Source organism: Winogradskyella flava, assembly GCF_014243395.1.
GTDB classification, from domain to species: Bacteria; Bacteroidota; Bacteroidia; order Flavobacteriales; family Flavobacteriaceae; genus Winogradskyella; species Winogradskyella flava.
In genome coordinates this window covers 123,903-144,231 of record NZ_JACLCP010000007.1, presented here as the reverse complement: position 1 = coordinate 144,231, position 20,329 = coordinate 123,903, and the positions used below count along the sequence as shown (strand labels likewise).

The 20,329-nt window shown below is 35.3% G+C and carries 15 protein-coding genes; 4 read left to right on the top strand and 11 right to left on the bottom strand.

What is annotated here, in order from left to right; all coding sequences use genetic code 11:
- Positions 1–27: 27 nt before the first annotated feature.
- From H7F21_RS17100 to H7F21_RS17075, 6 genes are all read right to left on the bottom strand, one after another.
- Positions 28–858 (bottom strand): M48 family metallopeptidase, encoded by an 831-nt coding sequence (locus H7F21_RS17100; RefSeq protein ID WP_185790535.1) that lies wholly within the window; start codon positions 856–858, stop codon positions 28–30.
- A gap of 79 nt (positions 859–937) precedes the next feature.
- On the bottom strand, positions 938–3,355 hold the full coding sequence (locus tag H7F21_RS17095) for a glycoside hydrolase family 31 protein (protein WP_185790534.1): 2,418 nt from the start codon (positions 3,353–3,355) through the stop codon (positions 938–940).
- 211 nt (positions 3,356–3,566) lie between these two features.
- A complete protein-coding gene (gene glgB / locus H7F21_RS17090) occupies positions 3,567–5,510 on the bottom strand; it encodes a 1,4-alpha-glucan branching protein GlgB (RefSeq protein WP_185790533.1) in 1,944 nt (647 codons plus the stop codon).
- Between the two features lie 3 nt (positions 5,511–5,513).
- On the bottom strand, positions 5,514–7,145 hold the full coding sequence (locus tag H7F21_RS17085) for a trehalose synthase (protein ID WP_185790532.1): 1,632 nt from the start codon (positions 7,143–7,145) through the stop codon (positions 5,514–5,516).
- Between the two features lies 1 nt (position 7,146).
- On the bottom strand, positions 7,147–9,084 hold the full coding sequence (locus H7F21_RS17080; RefSeq protein WP_185790531.1) for an alpha-1,4-glucan--maltose-1-phosphate maltosyltransferase: 1,938 nt from the start codon (positions 9,082–9,084) through the stop codon (positions 7,147–7,149).
- A 139-nt stretch (positions 9,085–9,223) separates the two neighbouring features.
- Positions 9,224–11,023 carry a glycoside hydrolase family 15 protein gene (locus H7F21_RS17075; protein WP_185790530.1) on the bottom strand — a complete coding sequence of 600 codons (1,800 nt, stop codon included), beginning with the start codon at positions 11,021–11,023 and terminating at the stop codon, positions 9,224–9,226.
- Positions 11,024–11,104: 81 nt separating this feature from the next.
- Here H7F21_RS17075 and H7F21_RS17070 point away from each other — a divergent pair, with 81 nt between their 5' ends.
- Positions 11,105–13,291 (top strand): bifunctional alpha,alpha-trehalose-phosphate synthase (UDP-forming)/trehalose-phosphatase, encoded by a 2,187-nt coding sequence (locus tag H7F21_RS17070; protein ID WP_185790529.1) that lies wholly within the window; start codon positions 11,105–11,107, stop codon positions 13,289–13,291.
- A gap of 25 nt (positions 13,292–13,316) precedes the next feature.
- Here the strand turns inward: H7F21_RS17070 and H7F21_RS17065 are convergent, their stop codons facing one another.
- Both H7F21_RS17065 and glgA read right to left on the bottom strand, forming a co-directional pair.
- Positions 13,317–14,582 (bottom strand): glucose-1-phosphate adenylyltransferase, encoded by a 1,266-nt coding sequence (locus tag H7F21_RS17065; protein ID WP_185790528.1) that lies wholly within the window; start codon positions 14,580–14,582, stop codon positions 13,317–13,319.
- On the bottom strand, positions 14,582–15,790 hold the full coding sequence (glgA, locus tag H7F21_RS17060; protein ID WP_185790527.1) for a glycogen synthase: 1,209 nt from the start codon (positions 15,788–15,790) through the stop codon (positions 14,582–14,584). The genes H7F21_RS17065 and glgA overlap by 1 nt, the downstream gene beginning before the upstream one ends.
- Positions 15,791–15,954: 164 nt before the next feature.
- Between glgA and msrB the strand changes: the two genes are divergently transcribed.
- From msrB to lpdA, 3 genes are all read left to right on the top strand, one after another.
- Positions 15,955–16,440 (top strand): peptide-methionine (R)-S-oxide reductase MsrB, encoded by a 486-nt coding sequence (gene msrB, locus H7F21_RS17055; protein ID WP_185790526.1) that lies wholly within the window; start codon positions 15,955–15,957, stop codon positions 16,438–16,440.
- 133 nt (positions 16,441–16,573) lie between these two features.
- Complete coding sequence (locus H7F21_RS17050) at positions 16,574–17,128, top strand: DUF1572 family protein (RefSeq protein WP_185790525.1); 555 nt, start codon at positions 16,574–16,576, stop codon at positions 17,126–17,128.
- 133 nt (positions 17,129–17,261) lie between these two features.
- Complete coding sequence (gene lpdA / locus H7F21_RS17045) at positions 17,262–18,638, top strand: dihydrolipoyl dehydrogenase (RefSeq protein WP_185790524.1); 1,377 nt, start codon at positions 17,262–17,264, stop codon at positions 18,636–18,638.
- A gap of 62 nt (positions 18,639–18,700) precedes the next feature.
- Here lpdA and H7F21_RS17040 read toward each other — a convergent pair whose 3' ends face one another.
- The 3 genes from H7F21_RS17040 to aroQ all read right to left on the bottom strand — a co-directional run bounded on the left by H7F21_RS17040 (position 18,701) and on the right by aroQ (position 20,283).
- Positions 18,701–19,243, bottom strand: coding sequence for a porin family protein (locus H7F21_RS17040; RefSeq protein WP_185790523.1), 543 nt, complete (start codon positions 19,241–19,243; stop codon positions 18,701–18,703).
- 142 nt (positions 19,244–19,385) lie between these two features.
- Entirely contained in the window at positions 19,386–19,859 is a 474-nt protein-coding gene (locus H7F21_RS17035; RefSeq protein ID WP_185790522.1) for a porin family protein, read from the bottom strand.
- A 7-nt stretch (positions 19,860–19,866) separates the two neighbouring features.
- Positions 19,867–20,283, bottom strand: coding sequence for a type II 3-dehydroquinate dehydratase (gene aroQ, locus H7F21_RS17030; RefSeq protein WP_185790521.1), 417 nt, complete (start codon positions 20,281–20,283; stop codon positions 19,867–19,869).
- Positions 20,284–20,329: the final 46 nt, after the last annotated feature.

Genomic DNA, 20,329 nt, shown 5'->3' with positions numbered 1-20,329 from the left:
AATAGTCAAATATTATTTAACCAAATATTAATTTATCGGTCTAAATGTAGTGACACCAAATTTTTTAGCTTCTGCTTTCATTTTTGGAGCTAATGCCTGTAAATTCTGAATTCTACTATCATTGCTTGGATGTGTGCTTAAAAATTCTGGTGGTGCTTGCCCTCCACTGTTAGCTTTCATACGTTTCCATAATTCTGCAGCCTCATCGGGATTATATCCTGCTATACCCATTAAAAGCAATCCTATTTTATCAGCTTCTGTCTCATGACCTCTGCTAAACGGCAATGCAAAACCAACCGTACTTCCTATACCGTAAGCCTGCATCCACATTTGTTGTTTTTCTGGGCTTTCGTTACCTGCTGCAACTGCGACTGCCACACCACCAAGCTGCTGTAACATTCCAGAACTCATGCGCTGTTGACCGTGATTTGCCAATGCGTGTGCAACCTCATGTCCCATAATTGCCGCAACTCCTGTCTCGTTTTGAGCTATAGGCAGAATACCTGTATAGAATGCAATTTTACCACCTGGCATACACCATGCGTTTACTTGTTCAGATTCTATGAGTTTATACTCCCATTTATAATCATCGAGATAACCCTGATTACCATTTGCATTTAACCAACGTTCTGCGGCAACAGCTATACGCTGACCTACACGAGTAATCATCTCAGAGTCCTTGGTTCCTGTAACAACTTTACTTTCATTTAATACCTGATTATATTGGGAAAATGAAGATGGGAACAATTGATCATTAGAAACTAGTGCTAGAGTCTTTTTGTGAGTGAATGGATTCGTAGCACAGGACACTATAACGGCAACAATTCCAATGGCTAAAATTGATTTTTTTAAATTCATAGCTAATGGTTTATATATTGAATTACTAAAATACGAAATGATTTCGTATTAATAAGACACTAAAATAATATGTAAGTCACTATGGTTTTGACTTTACACCTATAATATGTAACTCAGAAAAATTCTTGTCTACTACAAAAGAGTTTGTACCATTAGACTTTAAATGCTTTAAGGAAATTGCTTCATTATCTATTTGAATTTCTGCTATATCAAAAGGCAATCCATGAATTTGGATATTAAAGGTCTCATATGGTGTCACATATTTACCTTCCTTATACTGATTAATTATCAATTCACTGGAACGTCCCGTCAAGCTAAAATTCCTGAGACTATATCTCCCTTTGGTATAATCATAACCATCATTGGCATCACTGAACAATTCACTTTCCTCCTTACCTTTTTTGTAGTAGACATCTAACGTAATCTCCTTTATCTCCTTTTCCCCAACATATTGTTGTATAGGATATTTAGGAATTATAGCGCCTTCTTTTACAAAAATTGGCATACTATCTATATCTGCATCGACCCACATTTCTTTTCCTCCCTTGACAATTTCATCCGTCCAAAAGTTATACCAATTGCCTTTAGGAACATACATTCGTCTTCCTTTGGCATTTGGCTCTAGAACTGGACAGGCCAATATCTGTTCGCCAAAAATAAACTCATCCGTTCTATAATGCGTATGCACATCGGTTTGATCATATAATACTAACGACTTTAACAATGGCGTACCATGATCTACATAGTTCCAAAATGCGGTATATAAATAAGGTAATAGTTGATACCTTATTTCAATAAACTTTCTAACGATATCAGTCACATCTTCATCGAAAGCCCAGGGTTCTTGGTCACCATGATCTCCAGAAGAATGAACTCTAAAAAATGGATGAAAAATACCCAATTGAATCCAACGCGTAAATAATTCGCCTTGTGGCTGCTCGGCAAAGCCTCCAATATCACTACCTGCAAATGAAAAACCAGACATTGCTAAACGTTGCGCCTGAATATTGGCAATCCAAAGATGTTCCCAAGTTGCTACATTATCACCTGTCCAAGTAGATGTATAACGCTGCGTACCTGAATAGGCCGCTCTTGTAATTACAAAAGGTCGTTTCGGATAAGAATACTTTTTTAACCCTTGATAAGTAGCTCTTGCCATTTGCATGCCATAAACATTATGCGCCTTTCTATGGCTGCAGGGATTACCATCATAATCATGACGTACATCATCTGGGAATGTTTTATTTGGCACTTCCATCACAGCGGGCTCATTCATATCATTCCAAACACCTTTTATACCAATATCGGAAATCAACTCCTTAAACAAACCTGACCACCAATCTCTAACTTCAGGATTTGTGAAGTCTGGAAAATAGCATTCTCCTGGCCAAACCTTTCCTTTCATGTAATCACCATCGGCACGCTTACAGAAATAATCCTTTTCCAAAGCCTCTTTAAAAATGGAATAATCTTTATCTATCTTAATACCTGGATCAATTATAGCCACGGTCTTAAAGCCATCGTCGGCTAATTCTTTCACCATACGTTTTGGATCTGGAAAGTATTCCTTATTCCAAGTAAAACAACGGAAACCTTCCATGTAATCGATATCCAAATAAATGGCATCGCATGGAATTTTGAGTTTTCTAAATGTAGCAGTAATATCTTTTACCTTAGTTTCTGGATAATAACTCCATTTACATTGATGGAATCCCAAAGCCCACATTGGAGGTAATAAATGAGGTTTTCCTGTAAGGTCTGTGTAACTTTCGACAACCTCTGTCATTTTTGGACCATAAAAGAAATAGTAATTCATTTCTCCACCTTGTGCCCAAAAGCTTGTGACATTGCGTCGTTCAGCGGAAAAATCAAAACTCGTCTGAAAAGTATTATCAAAGAAAACGCCGTAAGCCTTATCATGATGTAGACCGGTGTAAAAAGGTATTGCCTTATAAATTGGGTCTGTATCCTTTCCGTAAGCATAAGAATCAGTTACCCAATTCGTATATCTTTTACCCTTTAAACTTAAATGATTAGGTTTGTCACCAAGACCATAGTAACTTTCACCATCATTGGACACCTTACTCATCTTAACAATATTACCACCTTGATGATAATTCTCCTCCCAATGAAAACCTGTTTCGTCCTGATTTATTAGCACACCATCCTTGACATCATAAATAGAAACGCGCAAGCTTTCCTTTGAAATTTCACATCGCAATTTTGAAGTCGTGATTTCATAGCAATTTTCATCTTCTTTTATCTCAAGCTTATTATAACCAGTACTTGCGTATTTGGTTATAGCATAAGAAAAGTCATTTTTAAAGCTACCATCAGTAGTATATCTAAAACGTAGAACACTGTCCCTTACTACAGTGAGTTGTAGTATGACATCGTTTTCTGTGGTGAAGTATAAAGTATCGACATCTTTCTTGAAGTCAATTATTTTTGAAGGAAAAAGATTTCCTTTATTTTCTAATTCTGTATTTACAATCATAGCAGGATTTAATGCAAAATGATTGTAAAAAAACGGAAAAATTAGCAGTAAAAAAAACTTTGAAAGTTTAATTCAGATGAATTGTCAACTACATCGTTTTCGGGCTATTATAATGCAGAAAATTAAAAAAATGGCATCGTTTTTAAACAATTCTAAAGTCTAAATTTATAATTATCCAAGTTTATTTTGAGGTGTAGCTTTAGAACTGCTTTTACTTTCTTTTTTTAGTGCTTGTCTTAGGTTTTGATTGAGCATTATACTTAAAAACTACCATTCCTAATGGTGGAATGTCAATCTCAATTGAATGATCCCTAAAATGCCAAGGATCAGATTTAGTCGTTTTTAAGCTATTCTTGTAATTGCCACTACCGAAGTATTTTTTAAAATCACTATTAAATATTTCCTTCAATTTTCCTTTTCTAGATAATCCCAATTTATAATTTTCCCTTGGCATAGGTGTCATATTGCAGGCAATCACCAAATTATCTTTGTCATCAATACCCTTTCTTACGTAGGTAAATACAGAATTCTCAGCATCGTTATAGTCTATCCATTCAAATCCTTCAGAAGAAAATTGTTTTTCATAAAGTGCTGGTTCAGATTTGTATAAGGCATTTAAATCCTTAATGAGTTCTTTAACACCTTTATGGGGTTCGTATTGTAGTAGGTGCCAATCCAAGCTATTTTCAAAGTTCCATTCTTCACTTTGCCCAAATTCTCCGCCTTGAAATAATAGGTTTCCGCCCGGATGTGTAAACATATAGCTGTATAAGAGCCTTAAATTTGCAAAACGCTGCCATTCATCACCAGGCATCCTGCCCAAAATAGAACGCTTGCCATAGACTACCTCATCATGACTTAAAGGCAACATAAAGTTTTCTGTAAATGCATAAGTCATAGAAAACGTTAAATCATTTTGATGATGCTTTCTGTAGACTGGCTCCTTTCCAAAATATTGTAAGGTATCGTGCATCCAGCCCATCATCCATTTCATACCAAAGCCTAATCCTCCAAGAGAAGTGGGCCTTGAAACCATAGGAAAAGCTGTAGACTCTTCGGCTATGGTTTGTACATCTGGAAAAGCTGAATACACTGCCTCATTCATTTCTCTTAAAAATGACATCGCTTCTAAATTCTCTCTGCCACCAAACATATTTGGTTCCCACTCTCCATCTTCTCTACTGTAATCTAAAAACAACATAGACGCTACCGCATCTACACGCAAACCATCGGCGTGAAATTGATCTAACCAGAAAATAGCGTTACTTATCAAAAAAGATTTTACCTCATTTCGGCCATAGTTAAAAATTAAACTCTTCCAATCTTGATGATAGCCTTTTTTAGGATCTGGATGCTCATAAAGCGCAGAACCATCAAAAAATCCTAGGCCATGCGCATCTTCAGGAAAATGTGACGGTACCCAATCCAGTAGAATTCCGATATCATTTTGGTGCAACTTATCTACCAGGAGCTTAAAGTCTTCTGGATCACCAAACCGTGATGTTGGTGCAAAATAACCCGTAAGCTGATAGCCCCAAGAAGGATCATATGGAAATTCCATGATTGGCATTAACTCCACATGCGTAAAATTCATGTCCTTAACATAAGCTACAAGTTCATCAGCCAAATCCTCATAGGATAAAAAACTATTATCCTTTTTTCGTTTCCAAGAGCCTAAGTGCACTTCATAAACAGAAAATGGAGCATCTAAAGCATTGTGCTTTTTTCGCTTCTTCATCCATTTACTGTCTTTCCAATTATAATCATCTTCCCAAACTATGGACGCAGTTTTAGGATTATGCTCCGAACGTCTAGCGTAGGGATCTGCTTTTTCCGTTTTTATATCGTTGTGATTACTTTGAATTTTATACTTATATATGCTTCCTTTACCAGCACCAGGAATAAAGCCTTCCCAAATACCACTTGAATCCCAACGCACATTTAATTTGTGTTCGCCCTCAACCCAATAATTAAAGTCACCTACTACAGAAACCATCTTTGCACTTGGTGCCCATACTGCAAAATACACACCCTCTATACCATCGACAGTAGTGATGTGTGAACCGAATTTTTCGTATAAGCGATAATGTTTACCCGCTTTAAATAGATTAATATCAAAATCGGTAAAAAAACTATGAGGAATTACTTCTGCCATAAACTAATTATTAATGATGTTTGAGATACCTTTTAAAGGAATCACTGCCCATCTTGGACGAGAATTGAGCTCATAGCCCAACTCATAAACTGCTTTTTCTAGCAATGAATACTTTAATAAAAATATACGTTCTTGATGATAACCTATATTAAGATTTGCTTCCTGCACTTTAAGTATATACGTACCCAAAAACGCGGATTTTAAATATTGGTATAACACTTCTCCAGCTTCAAAAAGTTCTTCTTGACTATGTTTGTATAAATCTAAATTATTAAAAATCGTTGCGTAAATCGCATAGTGAAATGATCTAAATAAACCAGCAATATCTTTTAAAGGTGGTTGCTTTACCTTTCGATCTCTAATTGTACTTTCTGGCTCGCCTTCAAAATCAAGAATGTAGAAATCATCATCTTTAACCAAAACCTGACCAAGATGATAATCGCCATGAACCCTTATGCGTTCGCCTTTAAGTTTTGTCCAATCGAAGTTTACAAACTGTTTACGAATACTATTCTTTTTATCTAAAAATTCGTTCGCTAAGTCTAAGGCTAACCCATCAAGTTTATGTAAACTATTCTCGATGGTATTCAAGCGATTTTGGAATTGGTACAACAATCGGTTTTTTAGCCATACTTCGTAATCACCGTTAAAATGGGCTGGCGTGAATGCTGTATCCTCAAATTCACTTCCTAATGCAATATGCATTTCCGCAGTGCGTTTGGCTAATGTCTGTACTTTCACAAATAGATTTAAACCTGCCCAATCTATAATTTCTGGCGGAACATCCTTAATTTCCAATCGTCCAAAATCTTCTGTCTTTGGTAGTCCAGAAATATCAATATTTTTATATTCTAGATTAGAAAACACCTGATGCAATTCCTTAAGCATATAATCCCAAGCATCACCTTGGTTCTCTACCATTTCTTGCATCAACGCTATGGTAATATTAGTATTATCGCTATCCTTTATCTGTATACTTCCAAGATATGCTGGTGTGTTTTTGTACTCCTTCTTCTCTGAAAGAAATCTGCTCATTTCGTAATCCGGATTTCTATCAGCGTAGATTCTTCTGAAAAATTTTAGAACATATTTATCATTATAAACAATGGAGGTGTTGCTTTGTTCCATACCCATGAATCTTGAAGACTCATATATACAATCTTTAAAAAGTTCACTTTTCTGATAACGAACACGTGTTTTGTCATTCGGCACAGCAGTTAAAATACGTTCAAAGACCACTTTTCTAAATGCTTCAAGATTAATAGCATCTATAATGAATCCTTCTTGATTCTGTATGCTTATGGGCAGAATTCTATCATCTTTTGCAAAATCTTCATCAGAAACAAAGGCGATAGGTAAAAAATAATGTTGATAGAATGCCTCGACAAAATTAACTTCTAAAATCAAACCATAATACACCTCATCATGCTGTTGAAGTCTAAAATATTCAGCGAGTTCTATATATTTTAATTTGCTTGCTTTGCCTCCATACCAGCGTTGCTTAATAATGTAGTCTTCCAAAACATCAGATAAAAACACCTTGATAAACTCTTGGTTTTCCAAAAGTTCCTCCCACTTATTGTTAAAATTATAAGGTGGTTGTAGCGCAGTTGCTTTCTCTGATTTTTTTGCCATACTATTTAGATATCTTAAAGATATGAAATGGAAGTGCTGGATGCAACTCCACGAAATTCCATTCGTCATACCAAGTGTAGCTATTTCCTGTCACTAAATCCGAGACTGTTATTGGATGACCTTGATTTACGGCCAACTCTTTCAAAGGTAATTGAACGCTTCCTCGTTGAGGGTAATGATGGTCTAAACTAATTATGATTAATAGCTCGTTACTTCTATCATGATTCCATTTATAGAAGGCCATAAGATTTTCATTATTGACATCACAAAATCTAATATCATTTGTTTGTTGCAATGCTTCGTTTTGATGGCGGATGGCATTGATCCTTGTAATCAACAAGGTGAGCTTATTCTCCTTAAACCAGTCGTAATGGCAAACCTGAAACTTTTCAGACATATAATATTCCTCTTTTCCTGGAATAGCTGCATCTATTTGTTGTTCGAAAACTGGTCCGTAAATGCCAATATTAGAACTTAAGGTTGCTGCTAGAGCATATCGCTGAATATATTTCGATTCGTTAGCACCTTGTAGGTGGTATGGGTTTATATCTGGTGTATTTGGCCAGAAGTTTGGTCGCATATATTCACGCTGATCAGTTTGCGTTAACTCCGTCATATACTCAATCAATTCATGCTTTGTATTACGCCAAGTAAAATAGGTGTATGATTGCGAATAACCTTCCTTAGCCAAACGTTGCATTACCTTTGGCTTAGTAAATGCTTCCGCTAGAAAAATAACATCTGAATGTTTTTTCTTAACCTCTGAAATCAACCAGTTCCAGAAATAGTATGGTTTGGTGTGTGGATTATCTACTCTGAACACATTGATACCACAATCGACCCAATAGAGCATGGTATCCAGACATTCGTTCCATAAATTTTTATAGTCCTTACTTTCCCAATAAATAGGAAGAATATCCTGATATTTTTTTGGAGGATTCTCAGCATATTGTACAGTGCCATCTGGACGCCATTTAAACCATTCTGGATGCTCGGTTACCCAAGGGTGATCCGGAGCAGCTTGTAAAGCATAGTCCATGGCGACTTCAACACCCAAGTCTTTAGCTTTCTTAACTAAACGCTTAAAATCGGCTACAGAACCCAACTGCGGATGAATAGTCTTGTGACCACCATCTTTAGAACCAATTCCCCAAGCAGATCCGACATCTCCATCTTTGGCTTCTGTTGTATTGTTTTTTCCTTTACGATTAATTTCACCAATAGGATGTATTGGAGGGAAATATAAGGTATCAAAACCCATATCTGCGACTCTTGGCAACAAGCGTTCACAATCTTTAAAGGTTCCGTGAACACCCTCTTTTTCTGATGTTGAACGTGGGAAAAATTCATACCAAGTACTAAATCTTGCTTTTTTTCTATCTACATAAACTTGTAGTTCCTTTGTTTCGTTTACCAGCGCTTTTTCTGGATATAAATAAAATATGGAATGAAGTCTTTCGCTTTGTGCTTCATTTATAGCTTTATCGTAATGCTTGTCTTCACTAAAAAATTCAATACACTTTTCAAGGTAGTTTTTATCCTTACCCTTTACTTTTTTTAATAAAGGCTCCAAATACATTATACCTTCTAAAAGTTCTGACTTTACATGTTGACCGTCTTCAATTTTTCGCTCTATACCATGTTGCCAATTCAGGGCATAATCTACCCAACCTTGCACTTTGTATGCATAAAAACCTTGATTGGCGACTGTAAATGATGCTTTCCACTCATCATTTTCAATGAGTTGCATTCTTACCTCTTCCCATTTTTTAGCTTTTTCATGTTTAAATAGCACAGAAGCAGCTATAACATCATGACCATCTACAAGGACATTAGCATCTATATTTATAACTTCATTTACAACTCTTTTAATGAAAAATTCTCCACAGTTAATTTGTGGTTTGACTGCATCTATAACGACTCTTTTCTGATTGTACATGCTTAGATATTAACAAATAAATTCCGAATTTAATAAAATTTGAACGAATTTATAGTGCATTATTAAGGATTAATCAATTAGACAGCAACTATAACGTTTGAATGTTAATTATTAAAATTCAGAGCAGCAAATTTGGATACTACGATAAAATATCCTTAACCTTTTCGTTCTTAGTTATTTTAGATAAGTTAATTGCAGTTTCTATAAGTGCTAAGTGTGAATATGCTTGAGGGAAATTACCTAGTAAACGTTTAGTCACAAAATCTAGATCCTCACTGAATAAACCCAAATGGTTGCTGTAGGATAATAATTTATTAAATTGCTTAACAGCACTTTCTTCTTCCCCTATTTTATACAGACTGTTAATGTACCAAAATGTACAGATTGTAAAGGATGAAGATGGTAATCCGAAGTCATCTTGATTTTTATAGCGATATAGCAAACCATCATTAGATAATTCTCTACCAATAGCTTTTACTGTACTTACATATTTTGGATGTTTAGCATCTATAAAACCGTAAGACTCCATTAATAAAACAGAAGCGTCAAGATCTTCTGAGTCATAGGCTTGAGTAAACGCTTGTGCTTTATCGCTCCAAGCATTTACCATAATATCTTCTCTAATTGCTTCTTCTAGTAATTGCCAACGTGCTAATTTTGAAGTTTTACCTAATAATATAGCTACTTTAATGGCCTTATCCACAGCTGTCCAACAGAGTACTTTGGAGAACGTAAAGTGCTGGTCTTCTGACCTAAATTCCCAAATTCCCTTATCTGGTTCCTGCCAATGTCTGTTGACTACCCAGACTATACCTTTTGTAATATTCCATAATGCTTCACCATCTTCAATATCGTTATTGAAATGTAATAACAGTTGATGAATCATATCCATTAAAATTCCATAAATATCATTCTGCTTTTGTTTATACGCAGCATTACCGATCCTTACTGGGCTGGAATTTCTATATCCTGATAAATGTTCCAAAAATTCCTCTGTTAATTTTTTTTCACCATTAATGCCATACATAATTTGAAGTTTTTCTTCTTTGTCTGGTATTAAATTGATAATGAATTTTAAATAGCGTTTCGCCATATTTTTATGACCTAGCTTCGACATGACTTTAATGACCATAGAGGCATCACGAATCCAACAAAAACGGTAGTCCCAATTTCTAACTTCTCCAATGGTTTCTGGTAAAGATGTAGTGATCGCAGCCAAAATAGCACCCGTTTTATCATAGCTTAACAACTTCAGAGTCATGGCACTCCTGGCTATATAATCATTATATCTATTATATGATGGCGTGCGCTCCATCCAATTTAACCAGTATACTTTAGTACGCTCATATTCCAAAAATGCCATTTTTAAGTTTGGCGCAAACAATTTTTCATGATACCCCACTAAAAAGAAATGATCCGATTTTATTTCCAATGCTTCACCATTGACAACTTCATCTTTACTCATATCCGTATATAAAAATAGCGTGTCGTAGGCTACATTATTTGTCAAGCTTACAATGAAATCGTTTTTTACATAGGTATTTGTCTCTCCTTTAGCATATTCTAACTTAGGATCATATATAACTTTTACATATGGCTTTCCCGAAATATATTTTATATAGCGAATAAACTCCGGAGGTGCATGGTAAGCACCATTTTCCTTATAGTATCTAGGCATAAAATCCCAGACCTCAAATACATCCAACCCATTGCTAAACTTGGTTACTAAAACAACCGTATTATCTATATATTGCTGAGTGATCTCATAACTATCATCTACTTTGAACCCAAAACTTCCTCCAATATTTTCATCTAGTAATTTTCCAAAAATGGATGGTGAATCAAATTGCGGTAAACAACACCAATCTATAGATCCTGTTTTGGAAACCAATGCTGCACTTCTGCAATTACCTATAACACCATAATCTAAATTATCCATAATCTCTTTGCTTTTAGAAGTAGAAAACCCTTTATTTTCTTTAAATTAACGAAATACTATCAACTAGCGCAAATTATCTCTATGAATAAAACTATTATCGTTTCAAATCGTCTACCGCTTCAAGTTTCAATTCAAGAAAATTCTTTAGAAATTTCACCAAGTGTAGGAGGGTTAGCCACTGGAATGAAGTCTGTGCATTCGGAAGGAAAAGGAATATGGGTCGGTTGGTCTGGTATACCAGAGAACGAACTAAGTCCAGAACTTTCGCAAAAAGTACAACAGGAAATACGAAAAGAGAAATGTGTATCGGTTCCCCTTGATAACCAAGACATAGAAGAGTATTATGAAGGCTTTAGTAATAGAGCGCTATGGCCTCTATTTCATTACTTTATGGAATACACAAACTTTGAACAACAAGAGTGGGAAGCTTACAAGCGTGTCAATGAAAAATTTGCTAAAGTTGTAATTGATAATCTAGATGATGGTGATACGGTTTGGGTACATGATTATCAATTATTATTGCTGCCACAGCTGATTAAAGATCAAAAACCCAATACAACTATTGGCTTCTTTTTACATATCCCATTTCCATCTTATGAAATCTTCAGAACCTTTCCATGGCGTCAGGAAATTTTAAAAGGTATGTTAGGCTCAGATTTGCTTGGGTTTCACACTTATGATTATGAGCGTCATTTTTTAAGCTCTATAAAAAGAATTTTAAGGCTCGATGTAAATTTCAATGAGATAAACTATCATGATAGAATGATTAAAGTCGATTCTTTCCCTATGGGAATTGACTATGATAAATATCGCAATGCCGCATTAAAGCATCATAGTGACTCTTTAGAAAAATCTGATCTAAGAAAACGGCTAGAAGAGCATATGATAGAAGATAAAAAGTTGATTCTATCAATTGACCGAATGGATTACACCAAAGGCATTCCCACTAGAATAAAGGCCTTTGAATTCTTTCTGGACACTTATCCTGAGTATAAAGAGAAAGTACGTTTAGTGATGCTTGCCGTTCCTTCTCGTTCTAACGTACCGCAGTATCAAAAGTTGAAGCGTGAAACAGACGAGCTAGTTGGCAGAATCAATGGCAAATTCGCTACTGTAAGCTGGACCCCTATTTGGTATTTTTATAGGTCGTTGCCTTTTGAAGATTTAATAGACCTTTATATTTCATCTGATGTTGCACTAATTACTCCAATAAGAGACGGAATGAATTTGGTTGCCAAAGAATATGTTGCCACAAGAACTCAGGGAAATGGCGTTTTAGTTTTAAGTGAGATGGCTGGTGCCTCTAAAGAAATGAATGAAGCTTTATTAATTAATCCAAACAGTTATGAAGATTTTGCACTAAACTTAAAGCGAGCTCTGACAATGCCTTTGAAAGAACAAGAAACACGCATGAAATTTTTGCAGAAGCGCTTAAAACGCTATGATGTAGAAAAATGGGCCAATGAATTCTTTAAATCCCTCGAAGAAACTAAACAAGTAAGAAATACGACTATAACCAAAAAACTGGCTGGTGACTACGAGAAAGACTTAATACGCGATTTTCAAAGCAAAGAAAAAAAATTATTGCTTTTAGATTATGATGGAACCCTTGTTGGTTTTAAAGATAATCCTCAAGATGCTGCACCCGATGAGGCCTTATTTCAACTGTTAGATCAACTTCAAGAAAAAGCGACTTTAGTGCTTATTAGCGGACGAGATCGAGATACTTTTGAACGTTGGTTTGGAAACAAACCATATAATTTAGTTACTGACCATGGCGTTTGGTTGTATCAGAACAAAGAATGGACAGCTTTAGAGCGTTTAAGGACAGATTGGATGCAAAGTATACGTCCTATATTAGAAACTTTTAGAGATAGTACTCCAGGAACTTTTATTGAAACCAAAAAATACTCTTTAGCCTGGCATTACAGGACTGCTGACCCAGAACTTGCAAAAATCAGAACTATGGAGCTTAATACAGTTCTAACTAGTATGGTAGCCAATAACGGTTTGTCTATTTTACAAGGAAAGAAAGTTATAGAAATAAAAAGCAGTAACGTCAATAAAGGTAGAGTTATAAGTCGTTTGTTAACTCAAGAAAATTATGATTCTATTACTGTAATTGGTGATGATTGGACAGATGAATATATGTTTGAGGAAGCACCAGAACACGCTTATACTATTAAAGTAGGTTTTACAAAAACCAAAGCAAAGTATCAAATAAAAGACCCTGAGCAGGTGCGTGAACTACTACAAAAGTTGGTCTAAAAAGAACATATCTTAATAGACTTTCTTAAATTATGGTTCCTGCCGGTATAAGTGCATCTTTCTTTACCACAACAATGCCATCCTTAATTACGTAAGTATCTGTTTCAGTATCTTTAAGATGTGGCCCTCCATTTATTCTAACGTCATCACCTATTCGACAATTTTTATCTAAAATTGCGTTTTTAATAAAACAGCGCTCACCAATACCAAGCAAAACATCAATCCTATTATCTTCTATATATTCTAAGGACTCATAACTATCACAACCCATCATGTACGTATTAATAATTGTGGACTCTTTCCCTATTCTGGATCGGATACCAATCACGGATCTTTCTATTGTAGCGGCATGCACAAGACAACCTTCAGCAATTACTGCTTTATTCAAGGTAGTTCCTGAAATTTTTGATGTTGGTAAAATCCGCGCATTAGTATAAACACGATTATCTAAATCATAGAGATTAAATTGAGGAATTGCATCAGTTAAGCCCAGGTTTGCCTCGAAAAATGAATCGATATTACCAATATCTGTCCAATAACCTTCAAATGGATAGCTAACAATTTTTAGTTTATCAATATTTTGCGGAATAATTTCCTTTCCAAAATCAACAGTGCTATCATCATTCATTAATTCTACTAACAAATCTCTATTGAAAATATAAATACCTGTTGACCCCAAGTATTCGCGACCTTGCTGTTTCATTTCGTCACTTACGTCAGACTTCCAATCTACAATAACATCGGCTGATGGCTTTTCTATGAAAGATGTTATTCTGTTTTGATCATCAGTTTTCATAATACCAAACGATGTTCCGTCTTTAGCATTTACTGGGTAAGTACCAACTGAAATATCCGCTCTGGCTTCGATATGTGCATCAATCATTTCGTTATAGTCCATTTGATACAATTGATCTCCAGATAAGATTAAGGCATACTCAAATTCATGCTCAAGAAAATGATGCATACTCTGTCTTACGGCATCTGCAGTTCCCTGGAACCATTTATCACTTTGAATAGTCTGCTCAGCAGCAAGTACATCTACAAATGCAGAACTAAAAAAACTAAAATGATACGTGTTCTTGATATGCCTATTTAAAGATGCAGAGTTAAACTGAGTCAATACATACATACGTTTAATGTCCGAATTAATACAGTTAGATATTGGAATATCTACCAATCTATACTTACCTGCTATTGGTACGGCAGGTTTTGATCTCTTCTCTGTTAAGGGATAAAGTCTAGAACCTTGTCCACCACCCAAAATTATACTTAAAACCTTACTATTTATCATTATTTATTTATTAGCGATTGATATATTTTTTTTGTTTGATTAGCTATGGCTTTCCAGTCAAAATAAGCCTCAACTCTTTGCCGCCCGTTCTTGGCCATTCTATCTCTTAGCATTTTATCTCCAGTGACTTTATTTATACCATCTGCTAAGTCTCGAGAGAACTTATCTGGGTTAACAGGTTCAAAAGGTGCAAAATCCTGCTGCTCTAAATTAATCAATAATCCCGTTTCTCCCTCAAGAACAACTTCTTTTATACCTCCAACTGCACTTGCAACTACAGCCGTTTCACAAGCCATGGCTTCTATGTTTATAATTCCGAAAGGTTCATAAATAGATGGACAGCAAAACACATCTGCATGAGAATACAGTTGAATCACATCCTTTTTATCCAACATCTTATCAATCCAGAAAATATTATTCCTCGTTTTTGAAGCTTCATGAACCGCATCTTCCATTTCCTTGGCTATGTCCTTGGTATCTGGAGCACCTGCACAAAGTACAATTTGAGTATCAGGATCTATATATTTTATGGCATTTACTAAATGAACGATACCTTTTTGCCTAGTAATTCTACCGACGAATAAAACATAAGGTTTTGATTTATCAATCCCATAAGTCTCTAAAACGTTGGTTTCATTAACGAAAACATACTCTTTTAAATCTATGCCATTGTAAACGACCTCAATCTTACTTTCATCGACGTCGAAATGTTTTAAAACATCTTCTTTTGTTTCTTCGGAAACAGCAATTAAGCAATCTGCCATCTCAATAGCTGTCTTTTCGATCCATGACGAGGCATCATAACCTCTTCCCAACTGCTCCCGTTTCCACGGTCGTAGTGGCTCTAAAGAATGTGTAGTAACTACCAAGGGCGTTCCATAACACAATTTCGCCATTATACCGGCAAAGTGAGAGTACCAAGTATGACAATGTACCACATCCGCATCAATAGGATCAGCGTTCATATGCAGACCTGTACTTAAGGTTTTAAACACAGACTTTAGTCTCTCATCACTATTTTCAAAAACACCATCATCAAAAGGATAACCCTTAACACTCAGACTTTTACTACTGGTGTCCTGGTCTCCGAAAGACCTCACATCTACCTGCATTAATTCTGACAGTTCTTTCGCTAAATATTCTACATGTACTCCTGCACCTCCATAAACATAGGGAGGAAATTCCCTTGTAAGAAATAATGCTTTCATTAATTGCTTTTATGGTTAATTATATAAACTCCTAAGTAGCGAAATTACGGAAGTAATCGATACGCAGTTTAAAGTTACTAAACTTAAATAAACTAAAACGGTTTCGTAATTTTTAATTTGTTAATACGACAGAACAAACACATAAAAATTTATAACTTTACATAATGAAAAAGATACTATTATTTGCATTGGTTAGCGTACTTTTTAACTGTAACGGCTCAGCCCAGAAAAACGAAACCCAAGAAAAAGAAACATTTCCTGTAACTAAAACAGAAGCTGAATGGAAAGAACAACTCACTGAAAAACAGTATTATGTTTTGCGTGAAGCCGGCACAGAACGACCATTCTCTAGCCCTTTGAACAAGAACTACGAAGAAGGTGTTTATCATTGTGCTGCTTGTGACACGCCTTTATTTAGAAGTGAGCATAAGTTTGACTCTGGTACAGGTTGGCCGAGCTTTGACAGGGAAGTTGAGGGTAATGTAGCATTTTCAACTGATTATAATATTGGTTACGCTCGTACTGAAGAACATTGTGCTACATGTGGAGGACATTTAGGCCATGTGTTTAATGATGGACCGAAAGATACCACAGGAAAGCGTCACTGTATTAATGGTGTTGCTTTAAAATTTGTTCCAAAAGGAGAATAAGCTAAATAGCCATATTTTGTTTCAAGCTGTTTGTTTTCTGTAATATTATTAAATATAGACATTGTTTCAAACTATGATAAATTCTTATTTTAATCATAATTTGTTCATAGCTTTATGCTGAATTAAATGAATTATGAATACCTCTTACCTATCCTCCGCCATTAAGCAGTTTGAATATTATAAAAGCCTCGGAGATAAGACCATCTCGCAATTGACTTTTGAAGAATTAAAGAAAGAGTTCGCAACAGACTCTAATTCTATAAGTATAATAGTGAAGCATATTGTCGGGAACATGTTGAGTCGTTGGACAAATTTTCTGACAGAAGATGGCGAGAAAACATGGCGCCAACGTGATGAGGAATTTCTGGATACCTTTACTACTAAACAAGATCTAATTGATGCATGGAACAAAGGTTGGGATTGCCTCTTCGATGCCATCAAACCCTTGTCTGAAAATGACATGCATCAAATCATATATATTAGAAATCAAGGACATACGGTTACCGAGGCTATAAATAGACAGATGATGCATTATGCCTACCACATAGGACAAATTGTTTTCATTGGTAAGCTTATTAAAGGTGCCAACTGGGCTTCCTTATCTATTCCTAAAGGTAAATCTAAAGATTACAATACGGATAAGTTTTCTAAGGACAAGGCAAAACGTCATTTCACGGATGACTTATAATTCAGAAAATAAACACCAAATTCTAGATTATCTTTTACTAAGTGCTTTCAAGGATTGAAAGTTTCATAATTTGGAATATTTCTTTTTGGAATTTATTACTTTTGTGCTTCAAAATTCAACTAAAAAATTACTTATGAGCAAATACGATGTTATAGTTTTAGGAAGTGGTCCTGGTGGTTATGTTACAGCAATTAGAGCTTCTCAGTTAGGCTTTAAAACAGCTGTTGTTGAAAAGGAAAGTTTGGGAGGTGTTTGTTTAAATTGGGGCTGCATTCCAACGAAAGCACTTTTAAAATCAGCTCAAGTATTTGAATACCTTAAACATGCTGAAGATTATGGCTTAAAAGTAAAAGATGCCGAGCACGATTTCGACGCCGTTGTAAAACGCAGTCGCGGTGTTGCTGATGGTATGAGTAATGGCGTAAAGTTCTTGATGAAGAAAAACAAGATTGATGTTATTGAGGGCTTTGGAAAAGTAAAACCAGGTAAAAAAATTGATGTTGATGGTACTGAATATTCAGCTGATCATATCATTATAGCAACTGGAGCACGTTCTCGTGAACTGCCGAGCTTACCGCAAGATGGTAAGAAAGTTATAGGCTACAGAAAAGCTATGACTCTAGAACAGCAACCTAAGAAAATGATTGTAGTAGGTTCTGGAGCTATAGGTGTTGAATTTGCTTACTTCTACAATTCTATGGGAACTGAAGTCACTATAGTTGAATATATGCCAAAGATTGTTCCAGTTGAAGATGATGAAGTATCAAAGCAATTAGAACGTAGTTTCAAAAAATCTGGCATAAAGATCATGACTTCAGCCGAAGTCACTTCTGTTGACACCTCTGGCAAAGGCGTAAAAGCTACAGTTAAGACTAAAAAGGGAGAAGAAATTCTCGAAGCTGATATCGTACTTTCTGCCGTTGGTATAAAATCTAATATTGAAAATATAGGTTTAGAAGATGTAGGTATTGTAACAGATAGAGATAAAATAATCGTAAACGATTATTACCAAACTAATATTCCTGGATACTATGCTATTGGCGATGTTACTCCAGGCCAAGCTTTAGCTCACGTGGCATCTGCTGAAGGTATACTTTGTGTTGAAAAAATTGCTGGACATCATGTGGAGGCATTAGACTACGGAAACATTCCTGGTTGTACCTATTGTTCTCCAGAAATTGCAAGTGTTGGCTTAACTGAAGCTCAAGCAAAGGAACAAGGACTTGATATTAAGATTGGTAAATTTCCATTCTCTGCTTCTGGAAAAGCGAGTGCAGGTGGTAATAAAGATGGTTTTGTGAAGGTAATTTTTGATGCCAAATATGGTGAATGGTTAGGTTGCCATATGATAGGAGCTGGTGTAACCGATATGATTGCAGAAGCGGTTTTGGGAAGAAAGTTGGAAACTACAGGGCATGAAGTTTTAAAGGCTGTTCATCCTCACCCAACGATGAGTGAAGCAGTAATGGAAGCTGTCGCAGATGCATATGACGAAGTGATTCATTTATAATATTTTAAAAACTTTAATAAAAATGAAAAAGCGATTCACTTAATGGTGAATCGCTTTTTTTATTAGAACTTATAACCAATACCAAAGTTAAAAGAGCGTTTTTTGCCATAAATGGACTGAGAATCAAAACCTTGAAATATGGGGAATTGACTTGTCAATCCATGAATATATCGTCCCTCAATAAACCAATGAGAGTTAATATTGTATTGTGCACCAAGTATAAGTGATGCACCAAAACGCTTATTTCTAAACACTTCAGCAGAGTTTTTCTGCTCAAATGAAACATCTAGTGTTCCACCTCCATAAATCTCAAATTTATCTGTGATTTTATATTTTAAAAGCAAAGGGAATTGCAAAATTGATGAGCCAATATAATTTGATTCTAGTTGTATCCCCCATTTATTTGATAAGCGTTTTTCAATAAAGACTCCGGCATAGAGACCATTCCAACTCCTACTGTCGTTTGGCGCCTTAATAGTATAGATGCTTGTACCTAGTCTTGCTCCAAAATTAAAAGCCTTAGTCTTTACATCAGTAAAATCCTGGGCAAATAGGTTTGAGATTGAAAAAACTGTAAAAGTTGTAATTAAAATAAACTGTTTCATGATTGATTGTTGTTAGAATTAATATCAGCAAACATAGCGGGCGTTGCTGTTAAACAATCCCAAGTAAATCACAATCAAAACAAAAATGACAGTTAATTAAAAGTGAAAAGGCTTAAATTTTTATGATAAGGAATTCTTAAAACTAAAGCTTATAACCTAAGCCAAAGAACAGAATATTAGGAGCAAGTTCTTGAAAACCAATAGTGTATTTCATATGAAGATCAAGGTTGGTAGATAAATTATAGGCCAAACTAAGATCTGCCCTAACCTTGAATTTATTTGAGAAAAAGTCGAAGAAATAGTTTAGACTTGGACCAATGAGAATATGAAAGTCTCGACTCACATCATATTCTAAATAAATCGGTGCATTTAAAAACTGAAAGTCCCTGATGTGAATGTAAAGCAATTCAGGTTGAAGGTGCAGTTTATCTTCAAACTCAATATCAAAAAACACGCCACCATAGGCACCAATCTCCTCACTGGGATTTGTGCCAAAATCGCCCTCAGTAACCTTATAAAATGTAACATTAAGACCTCCTTTAATTCCGAAATCAGTTTGAGCATGTGCGGTGACTGCATAACAAATTAAGACAAAAAGTAAAAGTGCTTTCTTCATTTTAGTTTTATATAAAACTTTGAATAGCCAAATCATAACTTTTCAAACCAAATCCGAGTATTACCCCTTTAGCATTTGGAGAAATGTACGACTGGTGCCTAAAGTCCTCTCTTGAAAATGTATTGGATATATGAACTTCCACTATAGGAGTAGTTATGGCCTTTATGGCATCACCAATTCCAACAGAGGTATGCGTGTATGCAGCGGCATTCAATATAATACCATCATAGGTAAAACCAACTTCTTGAATCTTATCAATTAATTCACCCTCTATATTAGACTGGAAGTAATCGATATTAAAGTTGTTATATTTAGATTTTAAGGTGTTTAAGTAATCTTCAAAAGTTTGATTACCATAAACTTCTGGTTCACGTTTACCCAAAAGATTAAGATTGGGACCATTAATGATGATGAGTTGCTTCATAAAGTAAATATATTAAAATATAAGCATAAAAAAACCGAAGCATATG

Bases quoted from the DNA above. Each gene is read 5' to 3' on its own strand.
- H7F21_RS17100 (WP_185790535.1), bottom strand. From the start codon at position 858: ATGAATTTAAAAAAATCAATTTTAGCCATTGGAATTGTTGCCGTTATA.
- H7F21_RS17095 (WP_185790534.1), bottom strand. From the start codon at position 3,355: ATGATTGTAAATACAGAATTAGAAAATAAAGGAAATCTTTTTCCTTCA.
- glgB (WP_185790533.1), bottom strand. From the start codon at position 5,510: ATGGCAGAAGTAATTCCTCATAGTTTTTTTACCGATTTTGATATTAAT.
- H7F21_RS17085 (WP_185790532.1), bottom strand. From the start codon at position 7,145: ATGGCAAAAAAATCAGAGAAAGCAACTGCGCTACAACCACCTTATAAT.
- H7F21_RS17080 (WP_185790531.1), bottom strand. From the start codon at position 9,084: ATGTACAATCAGAAAAGAGTCGTTATAGATGCAGTCAAACCACAAATT.
- H7F21_RS17075 (WP_185790530.1), bottom strand. From the start codon at position 11,023: ATGGATAATTTAGATTATGGTGTTATAGGTAATTGCAGAAGTGCAGCA.
- H7F21_RS17070 (WP_185790529.1), top strand. From the start codon at position 11,105: ATGAATAAAACTATTATCGTTTCAAATCGTCTACCGCTTCAAGTTTCA.
- H7F21_RS17065 (WP_185790528.1), bottom strand. From the start codon at position 14,582: ATGATAAATAGTAAGGTTTTAAGTATAATTTTGGGTGGTGGACAAGGT.
- glgA (WP_185790527.1), bottom strand. From the start codon at position 15,790: ATGAAAGCATTATTTCTTACAAGGGAATTTCCTCCCTATGTTTATGGA.
- msrB (WP_185790526.1), top strand. From the start codon at position 15,955: ATGAAAAAGATACTATTATTTGCATTGGTTAGCGTACTTTTTAACTGT.
- H7F21_RS17050 (WP_185790525.1), top strand. From the start codon at position 16,574: ATGAATACCTCTTACCTATCCTCCGCCATTAAGCAGTTTGAATATTAT.
- lpdA (WP_185790524.1), top strand. From the start codon at position 17,262: ATGAGCAAATACGATGTTATAGTTTTAGGAAGTGGTCCTGGTGGTTAT.
- H7F21_RS17040 (WP_185790523.1), bottom strand. From the start codon at position 19,243: ATGAAACAGTTTATTTTAATTACAACTTTTACAGTTTTTTCAATCTCA.
- H7F21_RS17035 (WP_185790522.1), bottom strand. From the start codon at position 19,859: ATGAAGAAAGCACTTTTACTTTTTGTCTTAATTTGTTATGCAGTCACC.
- aroQ (WP_185790521.1), bottom strand. From the start codon at position 20,283: ATGAAGCAACTCATCATCATTAATGGTCCCAATCTTAATCTTTTGGGT.